Below are 24,684 nucleotides of genomic sequence, written 5' to 3' on the forward strand. Positions count from 1 at the left end.
CTGAATTGACAAGTGCAAAATCTGGAACACAAGCGAACAAATGTGGTATGCTGAAACCAATTCAACCTGACTGAGGTGTTTGGTTTGTCGTCCATGCTCATTTATGAATCTACACATGCTACAGTCCACGAGGAGGAGGCACGCGTTCCAGCCTCAAACGAAGTCGTTTGGGTGCGAATGGAGAACCCATCGCCGGATGATGTCAAACATGTCCTAGGCGACGTATTCAAGTGCCACCCGCTTCTCGTTGAAGATGCCATCAAGCTGAATCAACGGCCGAAGTTGGATATGTATAAAGAGCATGTCTTCCTTACCTTCTTTGCCGTATCCGAGCAGCTGGAGCCGCAGGAAATTGCGATTGTCATCGGATCGAATTTTGTTATTACCGTATACAAAAATAATCTACCTTTCATGGATCAGCTCTACCACACATGCCAAAAGGTCCCTGAACGGCTAAGTCACCCTGGCGCTATTCTGCATGCCATTCTGGACCGCTGTGTCGACGATTACTCCATCATCGTGGAGCATCTGGACGACCGTCTGGACAGCATGGAACAGGCTGTGTATAATGACCCTTCGATTCGCATCGCCCAGGACATTTTCCAGCTAAAAAGGATGATGCATCAAATACGCCGAGTCATTGTCGACGAAAGAATAACGCTAACGGCAATCGCGCACCATTCGTTCCCCTACACGCGTGACGAAGATGACGTATACTTCCTGGATATCATGGACCATATTACGCGTGTCGTAGATTCACTGGATATTTTTCGCGAATCGCTCACTGGGCTGCTGGAGCTCCAAATGAGCATGAAGTCCGACCGAATGAATGAAATTATGAAAACATTGACGGTTTTCAGCACGATTTTTCTACCGCTAACTTTTATTGTCGGCCTGTATGGCATGAATTTCAAAGATATTCCCGAGCTAAACTGGGACAATGGCTATGTGTACGTCTGGATTCTGATGATAGGCATCAGCGCCTTGATGTGGTACTTTTTTAAGCGCAAGCGCTGGTTCTAACTCACCTGCCCGAGACATCGGAGCTCACCATCACCCCAAACCAAGAAAAAAATAAGCCCAAACGGCGCGATCGCCATTTGAGCTTATTTTCAATTCAGTACGGAGAGAGAGGGATTCGAACCCTCGCACCGCTTACGCAGTCTAACCCCTTAGCAGAGGGTCCCCTTATAGCCACTTGGGTATCTCTCCAAACATATGGCTCCCCGAACAGGACTCGAACCTGTGACAACTCGATTAACAGTCGAGTGCTCTACCAACTGAGCTATCAGGGAATGGATAAGTTTAATTTTATTATGAAGGCGCTTGTAAGTCAAGTGTATACGATTTCAATTTTCCCTTGCATTTTCCACAGGCGTACTTGCGGACATCCACTTTACGCTTACGGTAGTACTCGGTTTTGCAATTGACGCATTCCAGCCGGTATTTATAAGCCCTTTTCTGACGCGCCTGAGGCAGCGATTTGCAGAAGCGGGTACCTCCGACCTGCGCCAGCAACGTTTTGAAATCATGATCGCGATGCTGGTAGCCCCGTTTTAAAATATGCAAATGATAATGGCAAAGTTCGTGCTTAATGATTTTCTCAATTTCATCCCGGCCAAATGTTTCCCACTGCATCCAAGAGATTTCGATATCGTGGGATTTTGTAAAATAGCGCCCGCCCGTCGACCTCAATCTTCGGTTAAAACGTGCCTGATGAACAAACGGCCTGCCAAACGAAGCCAAAGAAATCTGCTCAATCCACTGCTGCAGCTCCCGATCCTCCATCCCCTACGCTCCTTACAGTTTTCTTTAGAAAACTTGCCTCGCAAGCATCGCTTAGACTTAGACAAGTTCTCACTTGAATTTGTACCGTATGTACGGCTATACTGTCAAGTAGAAAAGAAAGATCGAAAGCTTTCCACAGAAAGGATTGAACAATCATATGCCACAAATGCGATATGCCATTCTTCAACTCGACCAGCAATTGGAATTCGTTGCGATGCCATCATCTTATTCGTACCAACTGACCGCCTTGAATCAAAGATTGCACAAAGAATTAGATAAACTGACCGCTGACGATGTCCCTAGGCTCCCTCGGGTGATTGCCGAATGCGACGATTTGGAGCTGATCGGTACGACGTATACGCTCATTCAAGGATTAGAGTATATGAATCGTTTGGAGAAATCTTTTGCCGGCATTCAGGAGAAATCCTATCCGCTTATCTCGCTGCTAACCGAAATCCGCGCGCTTCAAGCGCAGCTGGAGCAGTGGTACGAAGAGGAATTTGAAGGTTAATACCAAAAGGACCTGCACCCAACTCCCTATATCTTCATATGCTATAAGTACATGGCGAAGAAGGGGATGGGCATATGCCGCAATGGCTCTGTAATCAATTAATGCGGGCCTTCCAGAACAAAAACCGCAGACAAATCCGATTGCTGAATGACAGCTGGTACTTTTACCGCACCCGCCGCTCACAAGAGGAGTGGCCTGACACCCAAACGACGGACGGACCGGGCAAGCGTAAATTTTGATAAAAAAATATGTTGCATATTTGAAATGAGCCCACTATACTGTAAATAAAAGTAAACTCGTTGAGTGAAGCACACTCGATCCGGCAGAATGATCTGCGGTTCGGTGTGCTTTTTTGCTATCTAAAAATAAATAAAGGGAGTGTATGATCATGGTTTTACGCCGTAGAACAAAAAAAGTTCAAGGAGACAACGTTTACTTGCTGCAAGAGAGGAAGTCATCATATAACGTGCACAGAGGACCTACGTTCTCCACTCCGGATCTGTGGGAGTTACGAAAGCAAGTTATTCTTCAGGTTGCCAAGCGCAGCGATGGCATCATACATATCCGGGACATCGCAGCTGAATGCAATGTCAATATTCGCATCGCGTCCGAGTGGCTGAAGCGTCTGGCTCGAGAGGACATGCTTACTGCCGTAGCCGGTCAGCGAAATACTGCCGTTTACTCCGTAAAGGAGGTGGGGCCGCAGCGGTAATGAGCGTTTACTCCGGTTAGAGAGGATGATGTGAAGATTATTTTAGAGAATACATGACGAGAGGATGATGTGAAAAATAGAAAAAAGCAGCTGACAGCCGAAGGCTGACAACTGCTATCTACCTTATTGTTGGGGCTTTTTCATGGTTAAGCCGACACGGCCTTTTTTCTGATCCACGTTCAGTACCCACACTTGGACGATGTCCCCGACGGAAACCACATCCATCGGATGTTTTACGAAACCGTTCTTGAGCTGGGAGATGTGTACCAGCCCGTCGTTTTTAATGCCGATATCGACGAAAGCGCCGAAGTCGATAACGTTGCGCACCGTGCCGGTCAATTCCATGCCCGGCACAAGGTCCTCAAGCTGCAGCACGTCGGTGCGGAAGATCGGCGCGGGGACTTCGTCCCGCGGATCCCGCCCAGGCCGCTGCAGGCTGTCCAGGATGTCCCGCAGCGTCGGGACACCAACGCCCAGCTTCGGAGCCAGTTCCTCCGGCTCCAGCGTCTGCAGCAGCGCCAGAAGCTGCTGCGAGCCCAGCTGCGCCAATTCCAGGCGCAGCTCCTTGAACAGCCGATCCACGACGTCGTAAGACTCCGGATGGATCGGGGTGTTGTCCAGCGGGTTCCCGCCGCCGGGAATCCGCATGAACCCGACACACTGCTCGAAGGTTTTCGCGCCGAGGCGCGGAACCTTCGACAGCTCCTGTCGGGAGCTGAACTTGCCGTTCTCCTCGCGATACTTGACGATGTTTTTGGCCAGTGTCGCGTTCACGCCGGACACGTAGGAGAGCAGGGACGGGGACGCCGTGTTGAGGTCCACGCCGACATGGTTAACGGCCGATTCGACGACGGCCTTCAAGTTCTCGTCCAGACGTTTCTGCGAAACGTCATGCTGGTACTGCCCGACGCCGATTGCTTTCGGCTCGATTTTCACCAGCTCCGCGAGCGGGTCCTGCAGCCTCCGCGCGATCGAGATCGCGCTGCGCTCGGCGACGTCGAGGTCCGGAAACTCCGTCTGCGCCAGCTTCGACGCGGAATACACGCTCGCCCCCGCTTCGCTGACGATCAAGTACTTCAGCTTCTGCTCCTTGATCTCGCTAATCAGCTCCGCAACAAACTGCTCCGTTTCACGGGAAGCCGTTCCATTCCCAATGACGATCAGCTCGACGCCGTGCTTGCTGATCAATTGCTTGAACTTCGCCTTGGCTTCCGCCACCTTGTTATTCGGAGGTGTCGGGTACGTCACGGCGATTTCAAGCATTTTGCCGGTGTCGTCGATGACGGCCAGCTTGCAGCCTGTCCGGTATGCGGGATCGACACCCAGCACGACGTGCCCTTTGACGGGCGCTTGTAGCAGCAGATTGCGCAGATTTTCCGCGAAAATCTTAATCGCCTGCTCTTCGCCCATCTCCGTCATTTCTCCGCGCACTTCGCGCTCGATAGACGGTGCGATTAAACGCTTGTAGGCATCTTCTACAACCGCGCGAAGCACATCTTGTACAATCGATTGCCCCTTGATAATTTGTCTAGCTATATAATCATGAATTTTATCAACCGCGACAACTAAGCTAACCTTTAGAACTTCCTCACGCTCTCCGCGGTTAATAGCCAGAATACGATGCGGCGGCAGGCGCTTCACAGGCTCCTGATAAGCATAGTACATCTCATAGACGGACTCGGCCTTTGCATCTTTTGCCTCCGTATGCAATATCCCTTGATCCTGCGTGTGTCTGCGCACCCAAGCCCTAATTTTAGCGTCGTCCGCAATATTCTCCGCCAAAATGTCCATCGCGCCCTGAATGGCGTCTGCGGCGCTTGCAACCTGCTTGTCCGCGTTGATATAGCGCTCCGCTTCTTGCTCCAGCGAGCCCTGCCGCGGCTGCTTCCAGATCCATTCCGCAAGCGGCTCTAGGCCGCGCTCTTTGGCCACACTGGCTCTCGTCTTCCGCTTTTGACGGTAAGGTCTGTACAAATCTTCGATTTCCTGCAGCTTTGCAGCGCCTTCAATCGATTTGAGCAGCTCATCCGTCAGCTTCCCCTGCTCGTCGATCAAACGAACGACCTCCAGCTTGCGGTCTTCGAGGTTGCGTAAGTACTGCAGCCGCTCTTCGATATCCCGCAGCTGGTTTTCATCCAGCTCGCCCGTCATCTCTTTCCGGTAACGAGCGATGAAAGGAATCGTATTCCCTTCATCAAGCAGCCCCATCGTCGTTTTCACTTTGCCTGCGGGCAGCTGCAGCTCTGCGGAGATTTGCTTTAGGATTCGCTCCTGGATCTCGGCTTTCTTCTCTTCAGAGAGAACGATTTTTTCCTTTGGCTCTTCTTCGTATTTGTTTTTTGCTCCCTTGCTCCCTGCCTGCTCTTCCTCCGCTGCGCTTTTCACCCCGGCATTTGCAGAAAGCTCGCCAGCCGCATAGAACTGTTTGTTCATGATCATTTCCAATAAGGTCATTGTCATTCCTCACTTCTATGTATGTATGCAAACCAAAAAACGAGGGAAATAACTACCCTCGTCCGTTCCAGATCCTATTCAAAATTCTATCAGTCCCACGCTAATTTGCAAAGCGTCGTCAACCTTCCGCATCGTCTCTTCATCCAAATGCGTAATTTTGTCCGTTAACCGCTGCTTGTCGATCGTTCTGATTTGCTCAAGCAGAATAACCGAATCTCGATCGAAACCGTGCGTCTCCGCATCGATTTCCACATGCGTGGGAAGCTTCGCCTTCTGGATCTGAGCTGTAATCGCTGCAACAATCACGGTTGGGCTAAAGCGGTTGCCGATATCATTTTGGATCACTAGAACAGGACGAACCCCTCCCTGCTCCGATCCTACTACCGGCGAAAGATCTGCGAAAAATACATCGCCACGTTTTACAATCACTGCCTACACCCCGCTTACTAAGCGATCAAGCGTTCCATCGGCTTCTTCCTCCGCTTGAAAAGCTTCAGATGCCATGCTGAGATTAATTTTCGCCATCTCCATATACCCACGCTGCATGGATTCGCGTAGACTGCGCTTTTTGCGTTCAATTAAATACAGCTTCATTGCCTGGCGAATAAATTCGCTGCGATTGGAGTTCTCCTTCTCGACAATACCGTCCACTTCTTGCAACAGATTGTCAGGCAAGCTAATCATGATCCTTTTCGTATTATGCGCATTGCTCACACTTTAGCACCCCCAGAAACGATACAAAGACAATATTACCAGTATGTCATCTTGAAAACCAAATTATACAATAGATATATGCAAACAGTATATCAAATATGTTACATCATTGGATATAAGATTCTACACACTACGTATTCGATAGCCTACTCCAAATTCCTCTACAGGAAGGATACTTTTTATATGGTAAATTCATGAAGGGCAGATTTGACGCTAGTCTAGTAGCGATGACGCATCAGCGGATTAATGGCATCCACACGTTCGCTGCCGCGCACATACACGCGTGCTACCCGATGCGAGATCATACAGATCACTTCATAATTAACCGTGCCAAGCTGGTGTGCAATATCTTCCGCCGTAATCCGCTCTCCATTTTGTTCCCCAATCAGTACAACCTCATCCAGCGACTGGACATCCGTGACACCGGACACATTAATCATGCATTGGTCCATACAGATTCGACCGACGACCGGCACTCTTTTGCCCCGGACCAGCACCTCCGCTTTGCCCGAAAGAATCCGCGAATACCCGTCCGCATACCCAATCGGCAGCGTTCCGATCTGCTCTTCGCCCTTCGTATGGTAAATCGTTCCATAGCTGACCCCGGAATCCTTCGGTAGCGTTTTGAGATGGACGATTCCTGTTTTGAGACTGAGCACGGGCTTGAGCTCGATTTTCGTTTGATCAACATCCTCAGAAGGATACAGCCCATACATCGAAATGCCCAACCGCACCATCGAATATGTTAATCCTGGCAAATCAATAGCAGCTGCACTATTGCCTGCATGTATATATGGAAATGCAACACCTTTATCCGTAAAATAGCTCACAATGCGCTCAAAACGGCGGTACTGCTCCAGCGTGTAGCTTTTATCCACTTCATCCGCGTTCGCATAATGCGTGAACAAACCCTCAACTTCCACATTCGGCAGCGTTAACGCTTGCTCGATAAAAGGAATGGCATCCGCTTCCGTATGCAAACCGAGACGCCCCATACCGGTATCCAGCTTGATGTGGATTTTCAGCTTCTTCTTATGCTGCTGCGCTTGCAGCTCCTGGAGGACATCATGGCTGTAGACTGCTATCGTCACATCCAGCTCACGAGCTCGCTCTACCCCTTCCGGCGGCGTATAGCCGAGTACCAGAATAGGTGCTGTAATGCCTGCATTTCTAAGCTCCAACGCTTCATCAAAAAACGCCACACCCAAGTAATCCACACCTGCGGCTAGAGCCTCTTTGGATACTTCAACAGCCCCGTGTCCGTACGCATCCGCTTTAACGACTGCCATCTGCTTCATTCCTGCCGGCAGTATCTTCTGAAAACCTTCAATGTTGCTTCGCAGAGCATCTAACGAAATTTCAACCCACGTGGGACGATAAAAAGCATCCACCATCGTTCACCTCTTTTTCCAAATGCAAAGGACAAGGGAAGGCCCGCTCTATGCGAGCAGCAGGACTCCCCCTCCAATAATTCGAACCCGTTCGGACCGATAAACCTATGTTAAACCGAGTCACGAAACACTGTCAACACTCCATTGGGCTCAAATGAGGCAAAATCGCGTCATATCCAAACTACGAGCTTGATGAGCATGTTTGTTCGTATTGCAACCATCGATTGGGTTTTGGCTGGAAGCTACTCCCCCCATACATTTGCCGCTTTTTTTAAAATTCTTCACAGCACAATGATTCACCTCATCCTGCCCCACCTTTTACCACATTAATTTTCTCTGAAAATGGCCTAATGCGCTGCAAAAAAGGACCTGCTCCTAAAAGCAGATCCCCTTATTCCTTATTTATTTACCGGACTGACCTTCCGTCGCCATTGCCACTTTAATCATTTCATTCGTCGGCAAATCGCCAGTGGACAATCTGAACTCCACTCCGTCATTCGTCCAAGTGAGCGTCTTCTTATCCTCGCCGGTCAGCACGCCGATCGTAAATCCGAGATCCACAATGTTCCCCGGCTGCAAGGAAACCGACTTCGCCTGAGGTCTCACTTCAACGAGGCTGAAGTTGTACTTCCCTTTATATCTTAAAAGGACGGCAGCGTCTTCACCCAGCTTCATATCCGTTATGTCCTGTTTCACGACATCTTTAGGCAGATAGTTCGGCTCAATGATACCGATATTTTGCGGTTTGCTGGCCGCGGCATCCGGCTTTGTAGCATCCGTTTTCGTACCCGTGGAAGTCGCAGCTTTCTGTCCATCCTGCACTTTGGTTTGATCGGATTGACCGCCTGTGGCTGTCAAGTTTTTGTCCGTTACCCCGACTGATGACGGGTGATTGGCATCCGCTGCCTTAACATCCGACATTGTCGGCAAGGTTTGCATGTTCCAGCTCGTCATGTTGCGCTCCATTTGGAAGAAATCCTTATCAAACTTCGCATCGAACTCGAATTTCGTAAAATTCACCTGCACCATCACATTTTGGTTCGCATCGGACACTTGAACCTGCGCGGGTGCCAGCGTCTTTTTATTCAGCCAAATTTTCTGGCGGGACAGCTGCTCATTCTGATAATTCGCCGCTACATCGAACACATACATATCGTTATCCGTTGTAAACTGGCGATCCTTATCGGCGATAATACTTTTCGCCAAAGATTGGAACAAGTATACCTGTCCTTGATTTTCCGGCCAATCGCTTTGGAAACGAAAGCTTTTCTTCAGGTGCGGCGTTAGCACGAACACACCCTCTTCATTACGCAGTACAATCTGCGTAACATCCTTTGACGCGTTTGTCAGCGAAATTCGGTAGAAATGATCAGGCGAGAACGCCACCTCCACTTGATACTCTTGCGGCTGTGATCCCGTGTGCAAAATCATGCTGCCTGAAGCCTGATAGCTATTCGCTTTGCTGATCACATGATCCAAATCCTTTACGATAGATCCTGCATCTTTCTTGCCCATCCCGCATCCAGCGAGAACCAATGCTAAGCACATCACCACTGCTACCACCCATGTGACCCGGCGCATTCGATCATCCCCTCACTCATGATTAACATCAACATAGTACATGCATATGAGGGGACTTGGCCGATTATGCAGCCAAGCTGCCAGCTTGGACGTTTTTAGGCAAAAAAAATAAGACTAGCCCAGATTCCGTCTAATCTTACTCGTTTATTTGACTAATTTGAGTGTTTGAATGCTTGCCGCGTGTTCCATCATTGTTACAGCAATGCCTGCTAGTTGCTCACCTTGCTGAATTTGGACTTGCTTTACCTCTTGCAGAGTGTCTTCTACTTTTGACATGCGATTCTCTAGATTCCCCATTCGTCTATCCAGACTGTCAACTCTGTCTTTTATAGCTTTAACATCTGCGCCTATTTCATTTATTCTGCCAAGCATGGCAATTAGAAACTCACGATCCGACATTTCGGACATCCATTTTCCTCCAAATCCTATGTTTTTTCCTTTCATTATAACCTAGATTGTAGGCAAAAAGAATCCCTCAAAAAAAAGAAACAGATTAATTAATCCATTCCTTTCATAAAACAAAAAGACTGCCTAAGGCTCTACGCCCAAGCAATCTTTCATTATTTTCACCACATATATACGATACCGGTAATAACACCTGCCCAAATCAGGGAACCGAACACCACACCAATAATCAAACCTTTGCCGATCGACAAGCGTTCATCTTGGTAAGCGTCATCATGATCAATCATACGAAAACCTCCCCGCACTACTTCAGTATATGCATAGTATGGGGAAGATGTTGACGAATCATGCGTTAAAGATGGAAAAAATTATTTAATAGGCATTTTTATTTATAAAACCGTTAATAATCGTTCGCCAGATGATTTTAATATCGAATAGAAAAGTCCAATTCTCAATGTAAAAAATATCGTGCTCGATACGTTCCTCAATTGAAGTATCCCCTCGTAAACCGTTGCTCTGCGCCCAACCCGTAATGCCAGGCCGAATATGATGCTTCACCATATACTTGGGAACTTCTTCTTTGAATTGTTCCACGAAAAAAGGTCGCTCCGGCCTTGGACCAACTACGCTCATATGCCCGAAAAGCACATTGAAAAACTGCGGCAGCTCATCCAGACTCGTTTTACGCAGGAAAGTACCGACCTTCGTGCGCCGCGGGTCATTTTCAACCGTCCACTCTGTATTCGAAGCATTTTCCGGCAGCACCTTCATACTCCGAAACTTATACATCATAAAACGCCTGCGGTTCAGACCAACACGCTCTTGCTTGAAAATGATCGGCCCTGGCGAAGTTAGCTTAATCGCAATGACAGAAGCAAGCATGACAGGAAGCGTAATTATTATCGCTACACTGGCGAAAACAATATCGAAAGCCCGCTTAAAAAGCCGGTTGCGGAACTCATCCAATGGAATATCACGCACATTAATCAGCGGCATCTCCGCAAAATTATCAAAATACGGACGCGATGGCAAGAAGTCATAGAAATCAGGAATAATCAAAGTTTTAACGCCGATTTTCTCACAAACATTAATAATACTTCCGAACTTGCGATGGGCATCCAGCGGGAGTGCGATAATGACCTCATCCACGATAAGCTCATTCAAAATGGACTCCAAGTCGTCTATCTTCCCTATAATCGGCTTATAGCTCTGATAAGCAACTTCATGTTTTTCCTGAAAATCATCAAGAAATCCAACAACCTCATAACCTAACTCCGGATGTTGTCTAAGCTTCGTATAGAACTGCCGTCCAAGCGATCCAGCTCCTAGAATAAGAACGAACTGCTTGTTGTAACCTTTTTGGCGGATACGTTTCAGCGAAATTTTGATCATATATCGGTAGAAGCTAATGACAAGGATATTATTGACTAGGAAAAGTAAAAGATAAGAACGTGAAATGTCGACTTCTTTCAAAATAAACAAAAGGCTTAAGAGCAGCAGCAAACTGAGAATATGGACTTGAATAATTTTAAATACTTCAAAAGAGAACTGCTTCTTTCTCTTCGGCGTATAAAAATTGGTCATATAACTGATGAAAATCGCAATTAAGGCGTAACTGACGCTCCACATCACATAATGTTTAAAAGGTAACGGAGAATCAAAATGAATCCAGCCACTCCTGAATTTCAGCCACCATGACAGTAAAAACACGAGCTGAATACACAGGAAATCGGCCAGCGCGTATAGTTGGGTCAAAAACCCTTGACTCTGTCGAATCAATGTAACTCACCTCGTTGGACGTAATTTATTTCTAGCTAGTGAAAGTAAAAACTTCAAACCCACACCTATGTATACCGCGGCATTCGTGAACCAAGAATATTTCTTCCGATAATGCTTTTTATGGAACAAAATCATCGCCCGATGGAACTCATATATGATTTTAAAAGGCTTTCTTCGACTGCTCGCGCCTTTGTAATGAATAATTTGCGTACGCGGGTAATAATAATTCACCCAGCCTGCTTCCTTAATCCTATAACACCAATCTATATCTTCGCCATACATAAAAAATTCCTCGTCCAGCACCCCCACTTGCTCAATAGCCTCGCGGCGAATTAACATGAAGGCACCTACTAGGCAATCGATACCGTATTCCTCGTCTGGATTCAAGTAGCCTAGCTGATATTGATTGAAGCGTGGAATTTTCGGGAATAGCTTTGAAAAGCCAAAGGCATAGTAAAAGGAAGCTGACGGCGTCGGGAAGCCCCGTTTACAAGCTTTATCGAGCGAACCGTCTGGCAGTACGATTTTGCAGCCGCTGGCTCCTACGATTGGATTCTTGTCCATGAAACGCAGCATCACATCAAAAGTATCGGGTTGGACGATAGTGTCCGAATTCAGGAGCAGAACATAACGTCCTTGAGCGATGCGTATGCCTTGATTGTTGGCTCTTGAAAATCCGACATTCTCGGTGTTGGCAATGCAAACAACCTGCGGGTATTGTTCGTTGACGGATTGGATCGTGCCGTCGTTTGAGCCGTTGTCTACCAAGATGATTTCGTATTTGTACGCTGTAGCTGACGAGAATACTGACTGTATACAGGCTAGAGTTAAATCTCGTGTTTTGTAGTTAACGATGATAATTGATAAATCCAAGGGATGACCTCATTTGTCAAGGATAATAAGTACATTATAACATGAGAGAATAAGGAGGTGAAAACTTTAACTAACTAAAAACTAGAAGTATAATGTATTATGCAATCTATTAACGTTATATAGTGGAGGATCAAAACCTTTATGATCGTTTCTTCGGAATTATGTTATATATGTGGAAAAATTTCGGACTTTGTTATTGATGACAATGCAAGCTTGCTTAGAGAAGCTAAATGCAACAACTGCAGTGCCAGTATTCGAAATTCTGATATGGCAAGAATGATTACAAAAGCTTCTATTGGGCAGGACTTACCGCTTTCTCAGAGTATTGATTTGCTAGAGAAATCAAATGTTTCTATTTTAGAATCTCAAGCTAGTGGTCCAATTCATTCGATCTTAAAACAATTACCAAATTACATAAGCTTTGAATATTTTGATGGAATCGATTCCGGTGAAGTTTATAACGGTATTTTATGTAATAATTTTGAACAACTATCTTTTGAGGATAATTCTTTTGATATTATCATTAGCCAAGATGTCCTAGAGCATATTGAATATCCAGAAAGAGCACTTTCTGAAATAAATCGCGTTTTGAAATTAAACGGGCACCATGTATTTACGATTCCTCTTCATGAAGCTGATAAAACAAAATCGAGAAAAAATCTAAGACCAGTATACCATGGTGATCCGATCAGAATGACAGGTGCATTAGTTTACACAGATTGGGGAAATGATATTACAGAAATTATAGATAAATATGGCATGCAAACTCAACAATATAATCTACATAAATTTTATGAATCAGATAAGATAACAGATGTAGATCAGAATTATTCAGAATATTTAAATTTATATCCCTTAAACTATTATCGTTATAATTCCGTTGTTTTTTCTTCACAGAAAAAAAATAATATTCAGCATTCTACAAAGCTTATAAATGAACTTCGGTTACTTGAGTTCGGACCCGACAATATCGTTGAGGGAACCGTCTTTAATGAACAACCGTCAGGAGAAAGTGCTGTTTGGGCAAGGACAGAAAATGCTAAAAAGTCATCAACAATTCTAAAAATAGACGATGTGGCTTTAGTAAGCAATTGCAACGATGAAGGAAATCTAGTTACAGCTATTGTCCCTGTTTGGTTATATAAATTCCACGGGGAGTACAAAATCTACCTTTACGATAAGGTATCCAAAAAGAAATCAAACGCCTTGCCTTTCATTGTCAAGAAATCCTCTTCCAATGAGAGCATCAATCATTTGCAACAAGAGTATTTAAAGCTCGCCAAAGAATTACATGAGTTGAAAATTAGTAATAAAAATCCGGGATTTATTGGTTGGGGAATGACTTCTGAACATCAAGTTCCATGGATCGATAACATAAACTGGGCAACGTTCCGAAAAACAAGCGACGAAATCAAAAGGTGTTTCAATTTTGGCTTGAAAGAAGACATTGGTATACACGCAGGGAATATTGATACATTACTCTGGCGTCATTGGGTGGTGGCATTTTCGTTACAATATGCCATTACGTTTAAAGGTGCCTCTCAAGAGAACATGAATTTGATTGAGTGTGGTGTTGGAGATGGAATGTCCGCGTTTTTCGCACTTAAAGAAATGCAGCAGTATATAACTAACAGTCCGAATATTCAATATAAGATGCACCTGTATGATTCATGGGATTCACTACGAAATGAAAGCTTAACAGAGAAAGAGATCTTCATAGAAGGAAGATATGAGAATAATTCGTTGGAGAGGGTAAAAGAAAATCTTCGCGATTTTGAAGCATCATTAATCTACCATGTCGGGTACATTCCCTTTACGCTTACTGAGACAATATCGAATATTTCTTACTTGCATATAGATCTGAATTCAGCTAATTCAACATTAGCTGCACTAGAGCATTTCTATCCTTATCTTTCCGAGGGCAGTGTTATACTTTTCGATGATTACGGATGGTCAGGATTCTCTGAAACCAAAGAAATCGTCGATCAGTTCTTTTCAAACAAACCTGGCATATTACTTAAACTTCCAACAGGACAGGCTGTCTACTTTTATAAATAAGCGTTGAATATATTTTGACATAACAAAAGTCCCTACTTCTCAAGGGACTTTTGTTTATTTTTTAATCCATCCGCAAGCAATCAAGTAAGATTCATCTTTACTCATGTTGGTCTCAATAAATTTGTTTTTCAAAATGTTTAACAGCATTGTTAGATCCCACTATTTAATTTTAGCTCATATAAAAAAGCTTTAAGTCCCTCGCGCCAATGACGCATTTCCATAAATCCATTAACCCGTATAGATTCGTGGGATAAAGCTGAATTTTTTGGCCGCGGTGCCGGTCTCGGAAACTCATCTGTCGTGCAAGGACTCACTTGTATTTTTACTCCGCTCTCCTCGAAAATCGCACATGCAAATTCATACCATGAACAAACACCTGAATTAGATGCATGGTAAATACCATATTTCTCTGTTTGGATAAGCTGCTGCAAAAATAAAGATAAATCTACTGTATACGTTGGAGAGCCCAGTTGATCATTGACAACCATTAAGGAATCTCGTGTCTTTGCCAAATTTAACATCGTTTTCACAAAATTATTTCCATTTAAACCATAAACCCAAGAAGTTCTCACAATAAAATGCTTAGACGACAACAACTGCACATGTTGTTCACCGGCTCTTTTTGATTTCCCATAAACACTTTGAGGATTAGTTTGATCATTTTCTCGATAAGCGTTCGTTGACGTTCCATCAAAAACGTAATCTGTACTTATGTAGCAAAATTTTGCCCCGATGCTTTCTGCCGCGATAACAAGATTCTTTGTTCCTTGCGAATTAACAAGAAATGCTTGTTCAATTTCTGTCTCTGCAAGGTCAACCGCGGTATAAGCTGCACTATGAATGACAACATCAGGCTTAAATGCACCCAATACTTCTACACACTGTCGCTCATTTGTTATATCCAACTGTTCTCTGCCAAGGCCATGAACTTCATGATTTATGCCTAAAGTCTTCACCAAATCATGCCCTAATTGACCATTAGCACCTGTCACTAAAATCTTCATCATTAAACCTCTAGGCGCTCGACATATTGTTTGGAATAATACGTTAGATATTCACCATTTTGAATTCTTTTCCACCAGTCCTGGTAATCAAGATACCATCGAATTGTCTCATGAATGCCTGTTTCAAAATTATGCTTAGGCTTCCATCCAAGCTCATTTGTTATTTTAGTCGCATCAATACCATAACGTCGGTCATGTCCGGGGCGATCTTTAACGTATTGAATCAACGATTCAGGTTTACCTAACTCGCGAAGGATGGTCTGTACGATCTGAATATTTGTTCTCTCATTGTTACCACCGATATTATATACCTCACCATTAATCCCTTTATGTAAAACTAAATCAATAGCGCTGCAGTGGTCCTCTACATATAGCCAATCACGGATATTAAGACCATCTCCATAAACAGGAAGAGACTTATCGTTTAAAGCATTTGCAATCATTAATGGGATTAACTTTTCTGGGAATTGATAAGGTCCATAGTTATTAGAACAGCGGGTGATGTTGATTGGAAGCCCAAACGTTTCATGATAAGACCTTACTAGTAGATCAGAACCTGCTTTGCTTGCAGAATAAGGGCTATTCGGTGATAATGGCGTTTCTTCGGTGAATAGACCTGTTTCTCCCAGAGATCCATAAACCTCATCCGTAGATACATGGACAAATTTCTTAACAGCGAACTTTTTAGCAGCTTCAAGTAACACCTGTGTTCCAAGAACATTTGTCTTAACGAAAACTTCCGATTCCAAGATACTACGATCCACATGCGATTCCGCGGCGAAATGGACAACAGTATCTACACCCTGCTCAAACAGGCTACTGACTAGCTCCGAATTTGTGATGTCGCCTTTTACGAACGTATAATTGCTATTTTCTTGGATTGATCTAAGGTTCTCGAGATTCCCTGCGTAGGTTAACGAATCCAGGTTAATAATTTGATAGCTAGGATAACGACCTAGCATATAATGAACGAAATTGCTGCCGATGAACCCGGCTCCGCCGGTTACGAGTATTTTCATGTGCGTGGAGGACTCCCGTCTTAAAAGTTTATTTCCGCATCTTTAAGCAGTGGATGCTTTTGATCTTTATCAGAAAGGACTGGTTTGGAGGTTGGCCAATCAATACCTATAGCCGGGTCGCTCCAAAGTATACCCCTATCATGTTCAGGCGAATAGTACTCGTCAACTTTGTAAAGCACTTGTGTATTGGGAACTATCGTACAAAAACCGTGCGCAAAGCCTTGTGGAACAAGCAGTTGACGCTTGTTTGATTCACTAAGAATAACTCCAACCCACTGTCCAAAAGTAGGTGAGTTTTTGCGAATGTCTACCGCTACATCATAAATGGCTCCCGCAGTTACTCTGACAAGCTTTGTCTGTGCTTTGGGATTCAACTGGTAATGGAGACCCCGTAAAACACCTGTTTCAACGGATAAAGAGTGGTTATCCTGAATATAAGGAAAATCAATTCCATGCTCAGCAAATTTCCGGCTGCTGTAGCTTTCCATAAAAAATCCCCGATTATCACCATGGACAACGGGCTCAATTATATATAATCCTTCTAATTTCGTTGAAATAATATTCATAATGCATAACACCTCTTACAGTTTAAGTTTCCCAAACTCATCACTAAACAGCAAATCTTTCGCCAATTCATTCGCTTTAGCTAAAGAGGCATGAGTACCTGCATCTGTCCACCAGCCTTGAAGTATATCATACGTTAATTGGTTTCTCTCAATATACGCGTTATTGACATCCGTAATCTCAAGCTCCCCGCGTCCTGATGGTTTGAGCGTCTTTACAATATCAAATACAGAGTTATCATACATATAAATGCCTGTAACTGCATAGCTGCTTTTCGGTTGTTTAGGCTTTTCCTCAATTGAAATGATTTTTTCCCCTGACAATTCTGGAACACCATATCTCTGAGGATCTTGGACCTCTTGAATGAGAATTTTTGCTCCAGTTTGTTGTTTCCTGAAGTTATTCACAAATGGGACAATACTCTCTTCAAATACATTATCTCCTAATATTACGACAATTTGATCGTTGCCAACAAAGTTCTCAGCTAAGTCTAATGCTTGTGCAATTCCCCCAGCCTCGTCTTGAACTTTGTAAGTAAAAGTTACATCCATTTCCCGACCACTGCCTAGCAGATTCACCACATCACCCATATGCTCCTTACCCGTTACGATAAGAATGTCGTTAATATCTGCTTCTTTAAGTTTTGCAATAGAATGAAAGATCATTGGATATTTGCCAACTGGAAGCAAATGCTTATTGGTTACTTTTGTTAAAGGATACAATCTTGATCCCGTTCCACCCGCAAGAATAATGCCTTTCATTAAGGACCTCCTAAATGACAGAAAGTTATTTTTTCCATTTATCAATATTATAGCTCTTGGTACATATTGCATCAAAAACTATGCTTTGCTCACTTAGATACTTCTTATATGCATCTATATCTTCTTGTCTACCCTGAAGTTCAGGGGAAACCAAACATAATTTATATCCCCAACTTTTTAATTTTTGAAAACTTTCTTGATCAATTGGAAGCTTTGTAAAGCAATCTACCCATACCCAGTCCACTTTGCCTTGCATGTTCTCAATAGTATCCAAACCTTCAAACTCGGAATAACGCAAAGCTACCTTTTTCTCTCCCTGAGAGGATAGGAGATGAATCATAGGAAAAGAAGAGTCTAGAAAGAAGTAATTTTCAATATTATATTTTCTAACTAGCTCTAGAACACGATGCTCTATTCTTTCACTTTTAACATTAAGGATAATAGTCCCGTGATGGTAATGCTTTAGATATTCCTCGAAACTTTCTCCACCTTTAAATGGGTCATGAACAACGACAATATTATCTTCGTAGTCTCTTAGATCAAGTTCCACTCCTAACTCCGGGGGAAGTTGCTCTAACTCTTCAATGGTATTTACCCTATGAGCTATGAAATTCATTCTTCATTTCTCCCTTTAAATTCTTACTAAAATCGAGAGTTCTTTTTATAAATTTCCATTTGGAAGCTAGTCCAGTGTTCCAACTGGATTCCCCGTGCAACCTTTTAGGAAACACCACCTCAAAACGTACAAGGTCTAGTTTGTTCTTACGGGCCAAATAAAGTGCATATAAATCCAGTGAAAAATCATGTGGAGGCTGTGTCCAGCTCTCAAAAAAACTTCTATGAAAGATATTAGGCTGAGCATTAATGTCCGTTAGTTTGACACCCAAATACATTGATTCATAAATACTCATTCCCGATGTAAAGAATTGATCAAATAGTGGGCGATTCTTTCTGTTTCCTTTAACAAATACATTTTGAGGGTAACTTTTTTGTTCTATTATTTTCAAAGCCTTTAAAACGTCTGCAGGATCTGTTTGAAGATCTGCATGAGTCCAACCAACGTATTCTCCTACCGCGTGTTTTAGTCCGTACAAAATCCCATAACCGTATCCCTGATTTACTTCTACCGTTACAGTTTGCGCAAATGAATATTTAGGAACTAGCTCGTCCAGCACTTTCTGGGTATTATCCTTAGAACCATTATTAACTAGGATAACTTTAATATCAGCCGTATTTATAACCTCATTAAATTTTGCAAGTATTAAAGGTATATTCTTTTCTTCATTGTAACAAGGTATGACGATCGACAATCTTTCTTTCATTATTGAACACCCACCATTTTTGTCCTATAAAATTTAATACAGTACTTGTTCCCGTTGCACAAAGAAATGAAAGTAAGCTATTCCACCCTAGCCATTCCAAACTAACGTAATTAACTGCAACATTAGATGCTAAAGTGGATAAATACAAGATTACAAATTTCAAAATCCCAACCCATGAGTGATTTTTTTGTTCAAAAGTCCAGAACCTATTCACTAGATAAGCAACGACCGAACCACACAAAAATGAAACAGCTTTTGCAGTCGAATGGTTAAGTAGTTCAATTGATATGAAATAGACAAGAGAATCTACTCCTACTGCAGAAAACCCTGCCACTATAAAACGAGAAAGTTGTTTAATAATGGGTTTCATTGGTACTCTTGTTGAAAATCCGTGTATTTCTTTTCTAACTCTTCTACAGCTGATTTTGTCATAGTTCTATCTTTTTCCAAACGGTAAGGATGAAAAGCCCACTTATGAAAGAAACTTTGCCAATATTCATAAGTTTTTAAGTCATTTGGAGTTCCCCAGCAAATATAATCATCGAGTTCAAATACCTTAACGGTTAACCCATTATTTATTAATTCATTGACACAACTATCTACATAAAACTCATTATTAATGCGAGTATTATTTTTATACAAGTTATTAAGTGCGTCTAAGAAATATTTTGCTTTCTTAAAATAAAATGTTCCTACTATAGCGTGGTCATTAAACGGATCGTCACTAATTGCCTTTTTAACTGAAACCGATTTGATAGTATCCTTATCATCAACTTCAATCCAGCCATACATTTGAGGATTTCTCAAACTAGAAACATGATGTCTAAAGCTAAATGCAACTGCGTCCACGTTCTCATCTTGTAATAACTCTAGGTACTTTTCTTGATCCCAAACCATGCCATTGTCACAAGCACCAATTAAAAGTGGAGACTCCATATCAACATGCTTGAGACCAAGTTCACAAGTAGACGCTTGTCCTTCCGTCAGTTGAGCTACTTCCACTACATGTCCCTGAGGGTAGGCTTTTCGAATCTCTTCCATTAATGGATAACGATCTAGATGATCTTTTAAACAAAGATAAACATAATTTTCTGCTCCAGGAAGACTTTCAGCTGCTTGAACAACCATTGGTTTACCCGATACAGGAATTAATGGCTTTGGATCTTTGTAGTTTTCTTTAACAAATCTACTTCCTGCACCTGCTAAAGGAATCAGATTCGTACTTCCCCGTTCTACAGTGAATGCCTTCTTTTCTTCAATTATTCCCGCGAAATACCTAGACCATGACTCATACTCCAACAAATCTAGAGGAGTCCCCCATTGAAGCATGTGTTGAATCTCATATATAGAAACAGATAAATTATCTCTGCGAAGTAAGTTATAAATCAAACTCACATAAAATTCGCCATTCAAATTATGATCTTCTTCCATCAATTGACTAAAATATTTTTTTACGTAACTACCCTTTTTAAAATAGTAGGTTCCACTCGAGGCATACTCTTCTAATCTATTATCAGTAAAAGGTGCCTTTTCTTTTATTTCTTGCATCCACTGATTTTCAAATCTCATAAACGCATAATTTGTAGTACCTAACATATGTGGATGAAAACCCTTATATGCAGGAACTGCACCATCTGCGTTTCTATTTCTTGTATGTTTCAAGAAATCTTCGTAATCCCAGTAACATGAAAAATCACAGTAGTTCACAATAACTTCTTCTTCATCTTTTATCAATTCTGAAATATATGATACCGCATAAACCGGTCCCTTTTTATGAGGAGGTATTTCAACAATAGTTCCTTTTGGAGCTATACGTTCTAGTATAGAACGCATTTCCGTAGTCTTGAGATGGTCACTATTACAGATGAATGTAAAGTTATCTTCGCCAGGAAACATATTAACAACGTGCTCAATAATAGGCTTTCCGTTGACTTTAATCAATGGTTTAGGATCTTCATAACCCGCTTCTATGAATCTTTTACCTATACCGGACATTGGAATTATTATTTGCAAACTGATGCACCATCCTTATAATTTCTGTCTATATTTTTCTGAATCCCAATTTCCCAAGTAGTTCATTTCCTCTATCGAGAGGTAGTTTATATCTTTTTTAGCTAAACTCAGAGAAAGCAAGTGAAATTTAAACACATCTTCCATTTCTTTGGCCTTTTTTAAATTGTTGGCGATAAAATATAAATGTGCTTCATAATAAATTACCTTTGGTAGTTCGTGATGCTGCTCTAAATGAGTTCTTATTGCCTGTTGATCTTCCAAATTGGTAAGAATTAAAGTTGAAGCCCCACAGAAAACATAAGTATCCGGGCAAAAAGGCGTCGCTTTAAGCAAATCCTGACGTTCCGCTAAAGTTAGTAAATCAACATCATTTGTCATATAAGCAATATAAGATTCATCCCTTATTGAATTAATTAGGGATGAGATTTTATTCGAGTTCCTATAGCGTGAATAATCTACATCCAAATATCTCTCAATCTTTAGTAATACACTCTCATTTAGTGCAATGACCTCATCTAGTGTAGATGCACTTGAGATAAGCCCATGATTTTGTAAAAAGACTACTTGAGGTTGTTCTCCATATTCACGTACATATTCATCAAATTGTTTCTTTAATTCTAATGCTAAATCAATGCCCGGAGTTTGATAATCAACTACGACACACCTAGGAAATAAAGAATTAAGTACTTCTACCCAGTTTTTACGGCAAGTAATCGCATTAACTACCACTGGATGGGTATGTAATGTAAAGCGTCCAAGCATTGAATGTAAAAAAGTTTCTATAGAAGGTCTGAAAGCAGATTCTTCAATAATCGCCGTTTTTAATAAGTCCGCCGCTGCTCTTTCTCTTTGCTTTTTATCCTCAATTTCTGTAACCCTAGAGTTATCCATAATATCGTTTACTTCTTTAGTTCTAACTTTTACGTAGCCTTTATCCATCTCCACATCAGAAAGTAAGAAACCTGAAGATTTAATGAGCATTGTTCCATCATCCAACTTAACAGAAGTATTCCCGCCTCCAGCTTGAACTAGATCAATTCGCTCACCTGCGTACTTAGACATTCTAACAAAATCTTTAATTAAGTTCATTAAATATACCTCAACAATTCTTTATAGTTTGAAAACGAAGTAACAGAATCGGGCACTTTGAAATCATCATTCTTTTGATTCATCCAGTAAGAACGAATACCCATATTTGTAGCCCCAATAATGTCTTTTGAATAACTATCCCCCACCATACATACATCTTGAGGTTGAAGTTGTAGTTTACTTAATGCCAACATAAACATATAGGGATGAGGCTTTTCCTTACCCGCTTCTTCACTTGTAACGATGAATTTACAATATTCCTGTAAGCCTAGCTTTTCCACCTTGCGAAACTGGACATCCGCTGTGAGATCCGTTACCAAACAATTATTTAAATGTTTAATCTCATTTAAAAAGTCATATACATTATCAAATAATTGCATGTTATTAATAAAAGTTGTCCAGTACATTTCGTAATATGTGTAGGCATCGGTCATACTATTAATTTTCAAAGCTTCAAACATTCTTTGAAAATATAATAGTCGATTATGGGAGGATGCTGTTTCCATTAGTTCAGAATGGATTCTCTTACGAGAAATATTATAATAATCAGTTAGCTCATCGAAGTTTATGGAATGTTTAATTTTGATAGCTGAAAGTGTTTCATCCAGTGCTATTTTATGTGTTTTTTCATAGTCATAGAGAGTGTTATCTATATCCAGTAAATACCCTTTATACATCATTTTCAGTTATCTCCTTCATCTTGTTACTAATCATGAGCAATATAACCAATTGGATTAACCCATTGTAGTTTAGTAACCACTCTGACTGTCCTAACAATATTTCTTCTTTGTTAGGAATTATGTTATTTGAGATTTCTTCATAATTTATATCATTTAACAAATCTTTATCTAGAATAATATATTGAGATTTTAAATCCTCAGAATAATTATGTGCTACATCTATTCCATACTCCTCTAATTGACAAAGCATTATTTCTAAATCTATGTTTGAATCCATTGTTAATTTTAATTTAATGTATGGAATGCATTCTTCGTTTCCAACATCTACGCTATCCTCAGTAAAGTACGTGATCACAAGATCAGCGAATTGTTTTTGAGGTATTATATACTTTTGACCATCAGATACACGAGACTCGATTTGTTCGAGAACTCGCTCTGTCGAATACCCACGTTTTTTAGTATCCCTTAGTACCTTCCAGTGCCTTCTAAGTACTTCATCAGTCTCAAGATAAATTTTAAGATCTATAGCCTTCCGCATTTTTGGCAAGTAAAAGGGATGCAGGCCGCACAAGATGATATAATCTTTAGCTCTTACCTTTTGAGGGTCTGTGAATTTCCCCGTATCATGATCGTATTCTACTCTCTCGATGTACTCTCCCCTTTTTAGCGCAAGCAAGTCTTCCGATTGCCTATGTAAGTAATTAGCTTTTGGATTTAAGTGAGTATATTCAGACCATTTTGTATCCCCACGTTCCCATTTATGATCCCCATCTCCTTCAATATGTAGAACCGAATTTCTGTTTAGTAACTTGTTTAGATCAGATAACAATGTACTTTTTCCTGAACCACTATCTCCACCAATACCGACGATAAAAGCAGAACCCTTCTTTTTATATACTGAGTTGCTCTTGAGACCATATTTGTATAAGAGATAAATAACAGTGAACAGGCTTACTTCTAATAAAGTAAAGGCTAAATTGATATAATGGTCCACCGATATTCTAAATTCAATCGGAGAAGATAAAAATTTTAATTTAGGAATTTGAGTTGTATGAAAGAAGTTAAAATAAATTAAATAGGTAATAGTTAATATACCATAGGTAATTATTGTGTTAATTTCATGCTTCCTATAGTAATTAATAAAATAAATAGAGATGAAAGGTATAACCCATACATACCATGCCGGCATTGGAGGGACTAAAAGTACAAAAACAGAAAATAGCAATCCCAATGTGCTATACAATAAGTCATTATTTACTTTAGGATAAGCAAGGAATCTAGCATAAATTAATAATATTGCCATAGGTGTGATGTATATTTTGAAATGATCAAATGTAAAAAACACATCAAACACTTGATTTTGCTCTGTATTTAGAAGGACTAAGGAAATATAACCTTCTGAAAAAATGTATGGAAAAGCAAATACGAAGTATGTAATAGGAGGTATTAAAAAAAACATTAAAATCCTTGACCATTTTGTGTTCCTCTTAAATAGATATATTAACGCTATTGGTACAGCTACAATAACATGAAATTTCGTACTAATTGCCAATCCCAAAATTAGAGACGATGTAAATAATTTATTCTGAACAAGAAAATAAACAGCCAAGAACAATAATGCTGTAGGTATCAAATCTAACTGAGAATGCATATAAGAAGCGTAGATAATAATAGGGGATGCAAAATAAAACAAGAGAGCTTCCCGATATTTTGAGGGGTAAATCTTTGTCAAAACCCATAATATAATAAAATCAGCTATTATAGTCGGTATTTTAAAGACAATATTATTTATAAAGTGAACATCTGTAAGATAAGTAAGCAACATAGGAATGGCATAAATATACAACATCAACGGAGGATAAGGGAACGATTTGGGTAACTCCAACATAAAATAATGTTGCCATGGATTGTCAAAATTATTTATAAAATATTTAATAAAAGGAATAAATAAATCATCCTGATAAGC

General features: G+C 41.5%; 25 protein-coding genes, 2 tRNA genes and 1 pseudogene. 5 read left to right on the forward strand and 23 right to left on the reverse strand.

Features of this window, described 5'->3' with window-relative positions; translation table 11 throughout:
• The first annotated feature begins 93 nt into the window (after positions 1–93).
• Positions 94–1,023 (forward strand): magnesium/cobalt transporter CorA, encoded by a 930-nt coding sequence (corA, locus tag AC3WRW_RS14095; RefSeq protein ID WP_492546939.1) that lies wholly within the window; start codon positions 94–96, stop codon positions 1,021–1,023.
• A gap of 100 nt (positions 1,024–1,123) precedes the next feature.
• On the opposite strand, the gene AC3WRW_RS14100 is transcribed toward corA, so the two are convergent.
• From AC3WRW_RS14100 to AC3WRW_RS14110, 3 genes are all read right to left on the reverse strand, one after another.
• Positions 1,124–1,212 (reverse strand) — tRNA-Ser (locus AC3WRW_RS14100).
• Between the two features lie 7 nt (positions 1,213–1,219).
• Positions 1,220–1,295, reverse strand: a tRNA-Asn gene (locus AC3WRW_RS14105).
• Between the two features lie 19 nt (positions 1,296–1,314).
• A complete protein-coding gene (locus AC3WRW_RS14110) occupies positions 1,315–1,788 on the reverse strand; it encodes a SprT family protein (RefSeq protein ID WP_492546940.1) in 474 nt (157 codons plus the stop codon).
• Positions 1,789–1,945: 157 nt separating this feature from the next.
• On the opposite strand from AC3WRW_RS14110, the gene AC3WRW_RS14115 reads away from it, so the two are divergent.
• The 3 genes from AC3WRW_RS14115 (at position 1,946) to AC3WRW_RS14125 (ending at position 3,011) form a co-directional block, all read left to right on the forward strand.
• Complete coding sequence (locus AC3WRW_RS14115; RefSeq protein ID WP_492546941.1) at positions 1,946–2,299, forward strand: hydrolase/acyltransferase; 354 nt, start codon at positions 1,946–1,948, stop codon at positions 2,297–2,299.
• A gap of 74 nt (positions 2,300–2,373) precedes the next feature.
• Positions 2,374–2,538 carry a cortex morphogenetic protein CmpA gene (gene cmpA / locus AC3WRW_RS14120; protein ID WP_171683113.1) on the forward strand — a complete coding sequence of 55 codons (165 nt, stop codon included), beginning with the start codon at positions 2,374–2,376 and terminating at the stop codon, positions 2,536–2,538.
• A gap of 149 nt (positions 2,539–2,687) precedes the next feature.
• Entirely contained in the window at positions 2,688–3,011 is a 324-nt protein-coding gene (locus AC3WRW_RS14125) for a hypothetical protein (RefSeq protein WP_492546942.1), read from the forward strand.
• A gap of 123 nt (positions 3,012–3,134) precedes the next feature.
• On the opposite strand, the gene AC3WRW_RS14130 is transcribed toward AC3WRW_RS14125, so the two are convergent.
• From AC3WRW_RS14130 to AC3WRW_RS14170, 9 genes are all read right to left on the reverse strand, one after another.
• A complete protein-coding gene (locus tag AC3WRW_RS14130) occupies positions 3,135–5,465 on the reverse strand; it encodes a Tex family protein (RefSeq protein WP_492546943.1) in 2,331 nt (776 codons plus the stop codon).
• 78 nt (positions 5,466–5,543) lie between these two features.
• Positions 5,544–5,894, reverse strand: coding sequence for a type II toxin-antitoxin system PemK/MazF family toxin (locus AC3WRW_RS14135; protein WP_028553893.1), 351 nt, complete (start codon positions 5,892–5,894; stop codon positions 5,544–5,546).
• Positions 5,895–5,897: 3 nt separating this feature from the next.
• Positions 5,898–6,179: a CopG family ribbon-helix-helix protein gene (locus tag AC3WRW_RS14140; RefSeq protein ID WP_028553892.1), complete on the reverse strand. Its 282-nt coding sequence runs from the start codon at positions 6,177–6,179 to the stop codon at positions 5,898–5,900.
• A 218-nt stretch (positions 6,180–6,397) separates the two neighbouring features.
• Entirely contained in the window at positions 6,398–7,570 is a 1,173-nt protein-coding gene (alr, locus tag AC3WRW_RS14145; RefSeq protein ID WP_492546965.1) for an alanine racemase, read from the reverse strand.
• Between the two features lie 402 nt (positions 7,571–7,972).
• Positions 7,973–9,151, reverse strand: a complete 1,179-nt coding sequence (locus AC3WRW_RS14150; protein WP_492546944.1) for an outer membrane lipoprotein-sorting protein — start codon at positions 9,149–9,151, stop codon at positions 7,973–7,975.
• Positions 9,152–9,295: 144 nt separating this feature from the next.
• Positions 9,296–9,559 (reverse strand): hypothetical protein, encoded by a 264-nt coding sequence (locus AC3WRW_RS14155; protein ID WP_492546945.1) that lies wholly within the window; start codon positions 9,557–9,559, stop codon positions 9,296–9,298.
• 158 nt (positions 9,560–9,717) lie between these two features.
• A complete protein-coding gene (locus AC3WRW_RS14160; protein WP_492546946.1) occupies positions 9,718–9,843 on the reverse strand; it encodes a hypothetical protein in 126 nt (41 codons plus the stop codon).
• 85 nt (positions 9,844–9,928) lie between these two features.
• Positions 9,929–11,335: an undecaprenyl-phosphate glucose phosphotransferase gene (locus AC3WRW_RS14165; RefSeq protein ID WP_492546947.1), complete on the reverse strand. Its 1,407-nt coding sequence runs from the start codon at positions 11,333–11,335 to the stop codon at positions 9,929–9,931.
• Between the two features lie 6 nt (positions 11,336–11,341).
• Positions 11,342–12,208 (reverse strand): glycosyltransferase family 2 protein, encoded by an 867-nt coding sequence (locus AC3WRW_RS14170; protein WP_492546948.1) that lies wholly within the window; start codon positions 12,206–12,208, stop codon positions 11,342–11,344.
• A 141-nt stretch (positions 12,209–12,349) separates the two neighbouring features.
• Here AC3WRW_RS14170 and AC3WRW_RS14175 point away from each other — a divergent pair, with 141 nt between their 5' ends.
• Entirely contained in the window at positions 12,350–14,266 is a 1,917-nt protein-coding gene (locus tag AC3WRW_RS14175) for a methyltransferase domain-containing protein (RefSeq protein ID WP_492546949.1), read from the forward strand.
• Positions 14,267–14,415: 149 nt separating this feature from the next.
• On the opposite strand, the gene rfbD is transcribed toward AC3WRW_RS14175, so the two are convergent.
• From rfbD to AC3WRW_RS14230, 11 genes and pseudogenes are all read right to left on the reverse strand, one after another.
• A complete protein-coding gene (gene rfbD, locus AC3WRW_RS14180) occupies positions 14,416–15,270 on the reverse strand; it encodes a dTDP-4-dehydrorhamnose reductase (RefSeq protein ID WP_492546950.1) in 855 nt (284 codons plus the stop codon).
• 2 nt (positions 15,271–15,272) lie between these two features.
• Positions 15,273–16,289 (reverse strand): dTDP-glucose 4,6-dehydratase, encoded by a 1,017-nt coding sequence (gene rfbB / locus AC3WRW_RS14185; RefSeq protein ID WP_492546951.1) that lies wholly within the window; start codon positions 16,287–16,289, stop codon positions 15,273–15,275.
• Positions 16,290–16,309: 20 nt separating this feature from the next.
• Positions 16,310–16,855: a dTDP-4-dehydrorhamnose 3,5-epimerase gene (gene rfbC / locus AC3WRW_RS14190; RefSeq protein ID WP_492546952.1), complete on the reverse strand. Its 546-nt coding sequence runs from the start codon at positions 16,853–16,855 to the stop codon at positions 16,310–16,312.
• Between the two features lie 15 nt (positions 16,856–16,870).
• Complete coding sequence (locus tag AC3WRW_RS14195) at positions 16,871–17,614, reverse strand: sugar phosphate nucleotidyltransferase (protein ID WP_492546953.1); 744 nt, start codon at positions 17,612–17,614, stop codon at positions 16,871–16,873.
• Between the two features lie 25 nt (positions 17,615–17,639).
• The gene (locus AC3WRW_RS14200) at positions 17,640–18,230 is read right to left on the reverse strand and encodes a PI-PLC domain-containing protein (RefSeq protein ID WP_492546954.1); all 591 of its coding nucleotides are present in this window, start codon (positions 18,228–18,230) and stop codon (positions 17,640–17,642) included.
• Positions 18,211–18,936, reverse strand: coding sequence for a glycosyltransferase family 2 protein (locus AC3WRW_RS14205; RefSeq protein ID WP_492546955.1), 726 nt, complete (start codon positions 18,934–18,936; stop codon positions 18,211–18,213). Before AC3WRW_RS14205 ends, AC3WRW_RS14200 begins: the two co-directional genes overlap by 20 nt.
• Positions 18,896–19,306 carry a GtrA family protein gene (locus AC3WRW_RS14210; RefSeq protein WP_492522510.1) on the reverse strand — a complete coding sequence of 137 codons (411 nt, stop codon included), beginning with the start codon at positions 19,304–19,306 and terminating at the stop codon, positions 18,896–18,898. The genes AC3WRW_RS14205 and AC3WRW_RS14210 overlap by 41 nt, the downstream gene beginning before the upstream one ends.
• Complete coding sequence (locus AC3WRW_RS14215; protein ID WP_492546956.1) at positions 19,303–20,931, reverse strand: sugar phosphate nucleotidyltransferase; 1,629 nt, start codon at positions 20,929–20,931, stop codon at positions 19,303–19,305. Before AC3WRW_RS14215 ends, AC3WRW_RS14210 begins: the two co-directional genes overlap by 4 nt.
• Positions 20,932–20,964: 33 nt before the next feature.
• Positions 20,965–22,038, reverse strand: a complete 1,074-nt coding sequence (locus AC3WRW_RS14220) for a class II aldolase/adducin family protein (RefSeq protein WP_492546957.1) — start codon at positions 22,036–22,038, stop codon at positions 20,965–20,967.
• Positions 22,038–22,718, reverse strand: a complete 681-nt coding sequence (locus tag AC3WRW_RS14225; protein WP_492546958.1) for an HAD family hydrolase — start codon at positions 22,716–22,718, stop codon at positions 22,038–22,040. The genes AC3WRW_RS14220 and AC3WRW_RS14225 overlap by 1 nt, the downstream gene beginning before the upstream one ends.
• Positions 22,708–24,684: pseudogene (locus AC3WRW_RS14230) on the reverse strand (hypothetical protein); the annotation flags it as partial. The gene AC3WRW_RS14225 and the pseudogene AC3WRW_RS14230, both read right to left, overlap by 11 nt.

The organism is Paenibacillus sp. FW126-R14, from assembly GCF_058789495.1.

What these genes read in the sequence shown, in the direction of transcription:
- AC3WRW_RS14150 (WP_492546944.1), bottom strand. Translation starts at nt 9,151, where the DNA reads ATGCGCCGGGTCACATGGGTGGTAGCAGTGGTGATGTGCTTAGCATTG.
- AC3WRW_RS14155 (WP_492546945.1), bottom strand. Translation starts at nt 9,559, where the DNA reads ATGTCCGAAATGTCGGATCGTGAGTTTCTAATTGCCATGCTTGGCAGA.
- AC3WRW_RS14175 (WP_492546949.1), top strand. Translation starts at nt 12,350, where the DNA reads ATGATCGTTTCTTCGGAATTATGTTATATATGTGGAAAAATTTCGGAC.
- AC3WRW_RS14205 (WP_492546955.1), bottom strand. Translation starts at nt 18,936, where the DNA reads ATGAAAGAAAGATTGTCGATCGTCATACCTTGTTACAATGAAGAAAAG.
- AC3WRW_RS14200 (WP_492546954.1), bottom strand. Translation starts at nt 18,230, where the DNA reads ATGAATTTCATAGCTCATAGGGTAAATACCATTGAAGAGTTAGAGCAA.
- AC3WRW_RS14225 (WP_492546958.1), bottom strand. Translation starts at nt 22,718, where the DNA reads ATGATGTATAAAGGGTATTTACTGGATATAGATAACACTCTCTATGAC.
- AC3WRW_RS14195 (WP_492546953.1), bottom strand. Translation starts at nt 17,614, where the DNA reads ATGAAAGGCATTATTCTTGCGGGTGGAACGGGATCAAGATTGTATCCT.
- cmpA (WP_171683113.1), top strand. Translation starts at nt 2,374, where the DNA reads ATGCCGCAATGGCTCTGTAATCAATTAATGCGGGCCTTCCAGAACAAA.
- rfbB (WP_492546951.1), bottom strand. Translation starts at nt 16,289, where the DNA reads ATGAAAATACTCGTAACCGGCGGAGCCGGGTTCATCGGCAGCAATTTC.
- AC3WRW_RS14130 (WP_492546943.1), bottom strand. Translation starts at nt 5,465, where the DNA reads ATGACCTTATTGGAAATGATCATGAACAAACAGTTCTATGCGGCTGGC.
- corA (WP_492546939.1), top strand. Translation starts at nt 94, where the DNA reads ATGCTCATTTATGAATCTACACATGCTACAGTCCACGAGGAGGAGGCA.
- AC3WRW_RS14115 (WP_492546941.1), top strand. Translation starts at nt 1,946, where the DNA reads ATGCCACAAATGCGATATGCCATTCTTCAACTCGACCAGCAATTGGAA.
- AC3WRW_RS14110 (WP_492546940.1), bottom strand. Translation starts at nt 1,788, where the DNA reads ATGGAGGATCGGGAGCTGCAGCAGTGGATTGAGCAGATTTCTTTGGCT.
- AC3WRW_RS14220 (WP_492546957.1), bottom strand. Translation starts at nt 22,038, where the DNA reads ATGAACTTAATTAAAGATTTTGTTAGAATGTCTAAGTACGCAGGTGAG.
- rfbD (WP_492546950.1), bottom strand. Translation starts at nt 15,270, where the DNA reads ATGAAGATTTTAGTGACAGGTGCTAATGGTCAATTAGGGCATGATTTG.
- rfbC (WP_492546952.1), bottom strand. Translation starts at nt 16,855, where the DNA reads ATGAATATTATTTCAACGAAATTAGAAGGATTATATATAATTGAGCCC.
- AC3WRW_RS14210 (WP_492522510.1), bottom strand. Translation starts at nt 19,306, where the DNA reads ATGAAACCCATTATTAAACAACTTTCTCGTTTTATAGTGGCAGGGTTT.
- AC3WRW_RS14125 (WP_492546942.1), top strand. Translation starts at nt 2,688, where the DNA reads ATGGTTTTACGCCGTAGAACAAAAAAAGTTCAAGGAGACAACGTTTAC.
- AC3WRW_RS14160 (WP_492546946.1), bottom strand. Translation starts at nt 9,843, where the DNA reads ATGATTGATCATGATGACGCTTACCAAGATGAACGCTTGTCGATCGGC.
- AC3WRW_RS14215 (WP_492546956.1), bottom strand. Translation starts at nt 20,931, where the DNA reads ATGTCCGGTATAGGTAAAAGATTCATAGAAGCGGGTTATGAAGATCCT.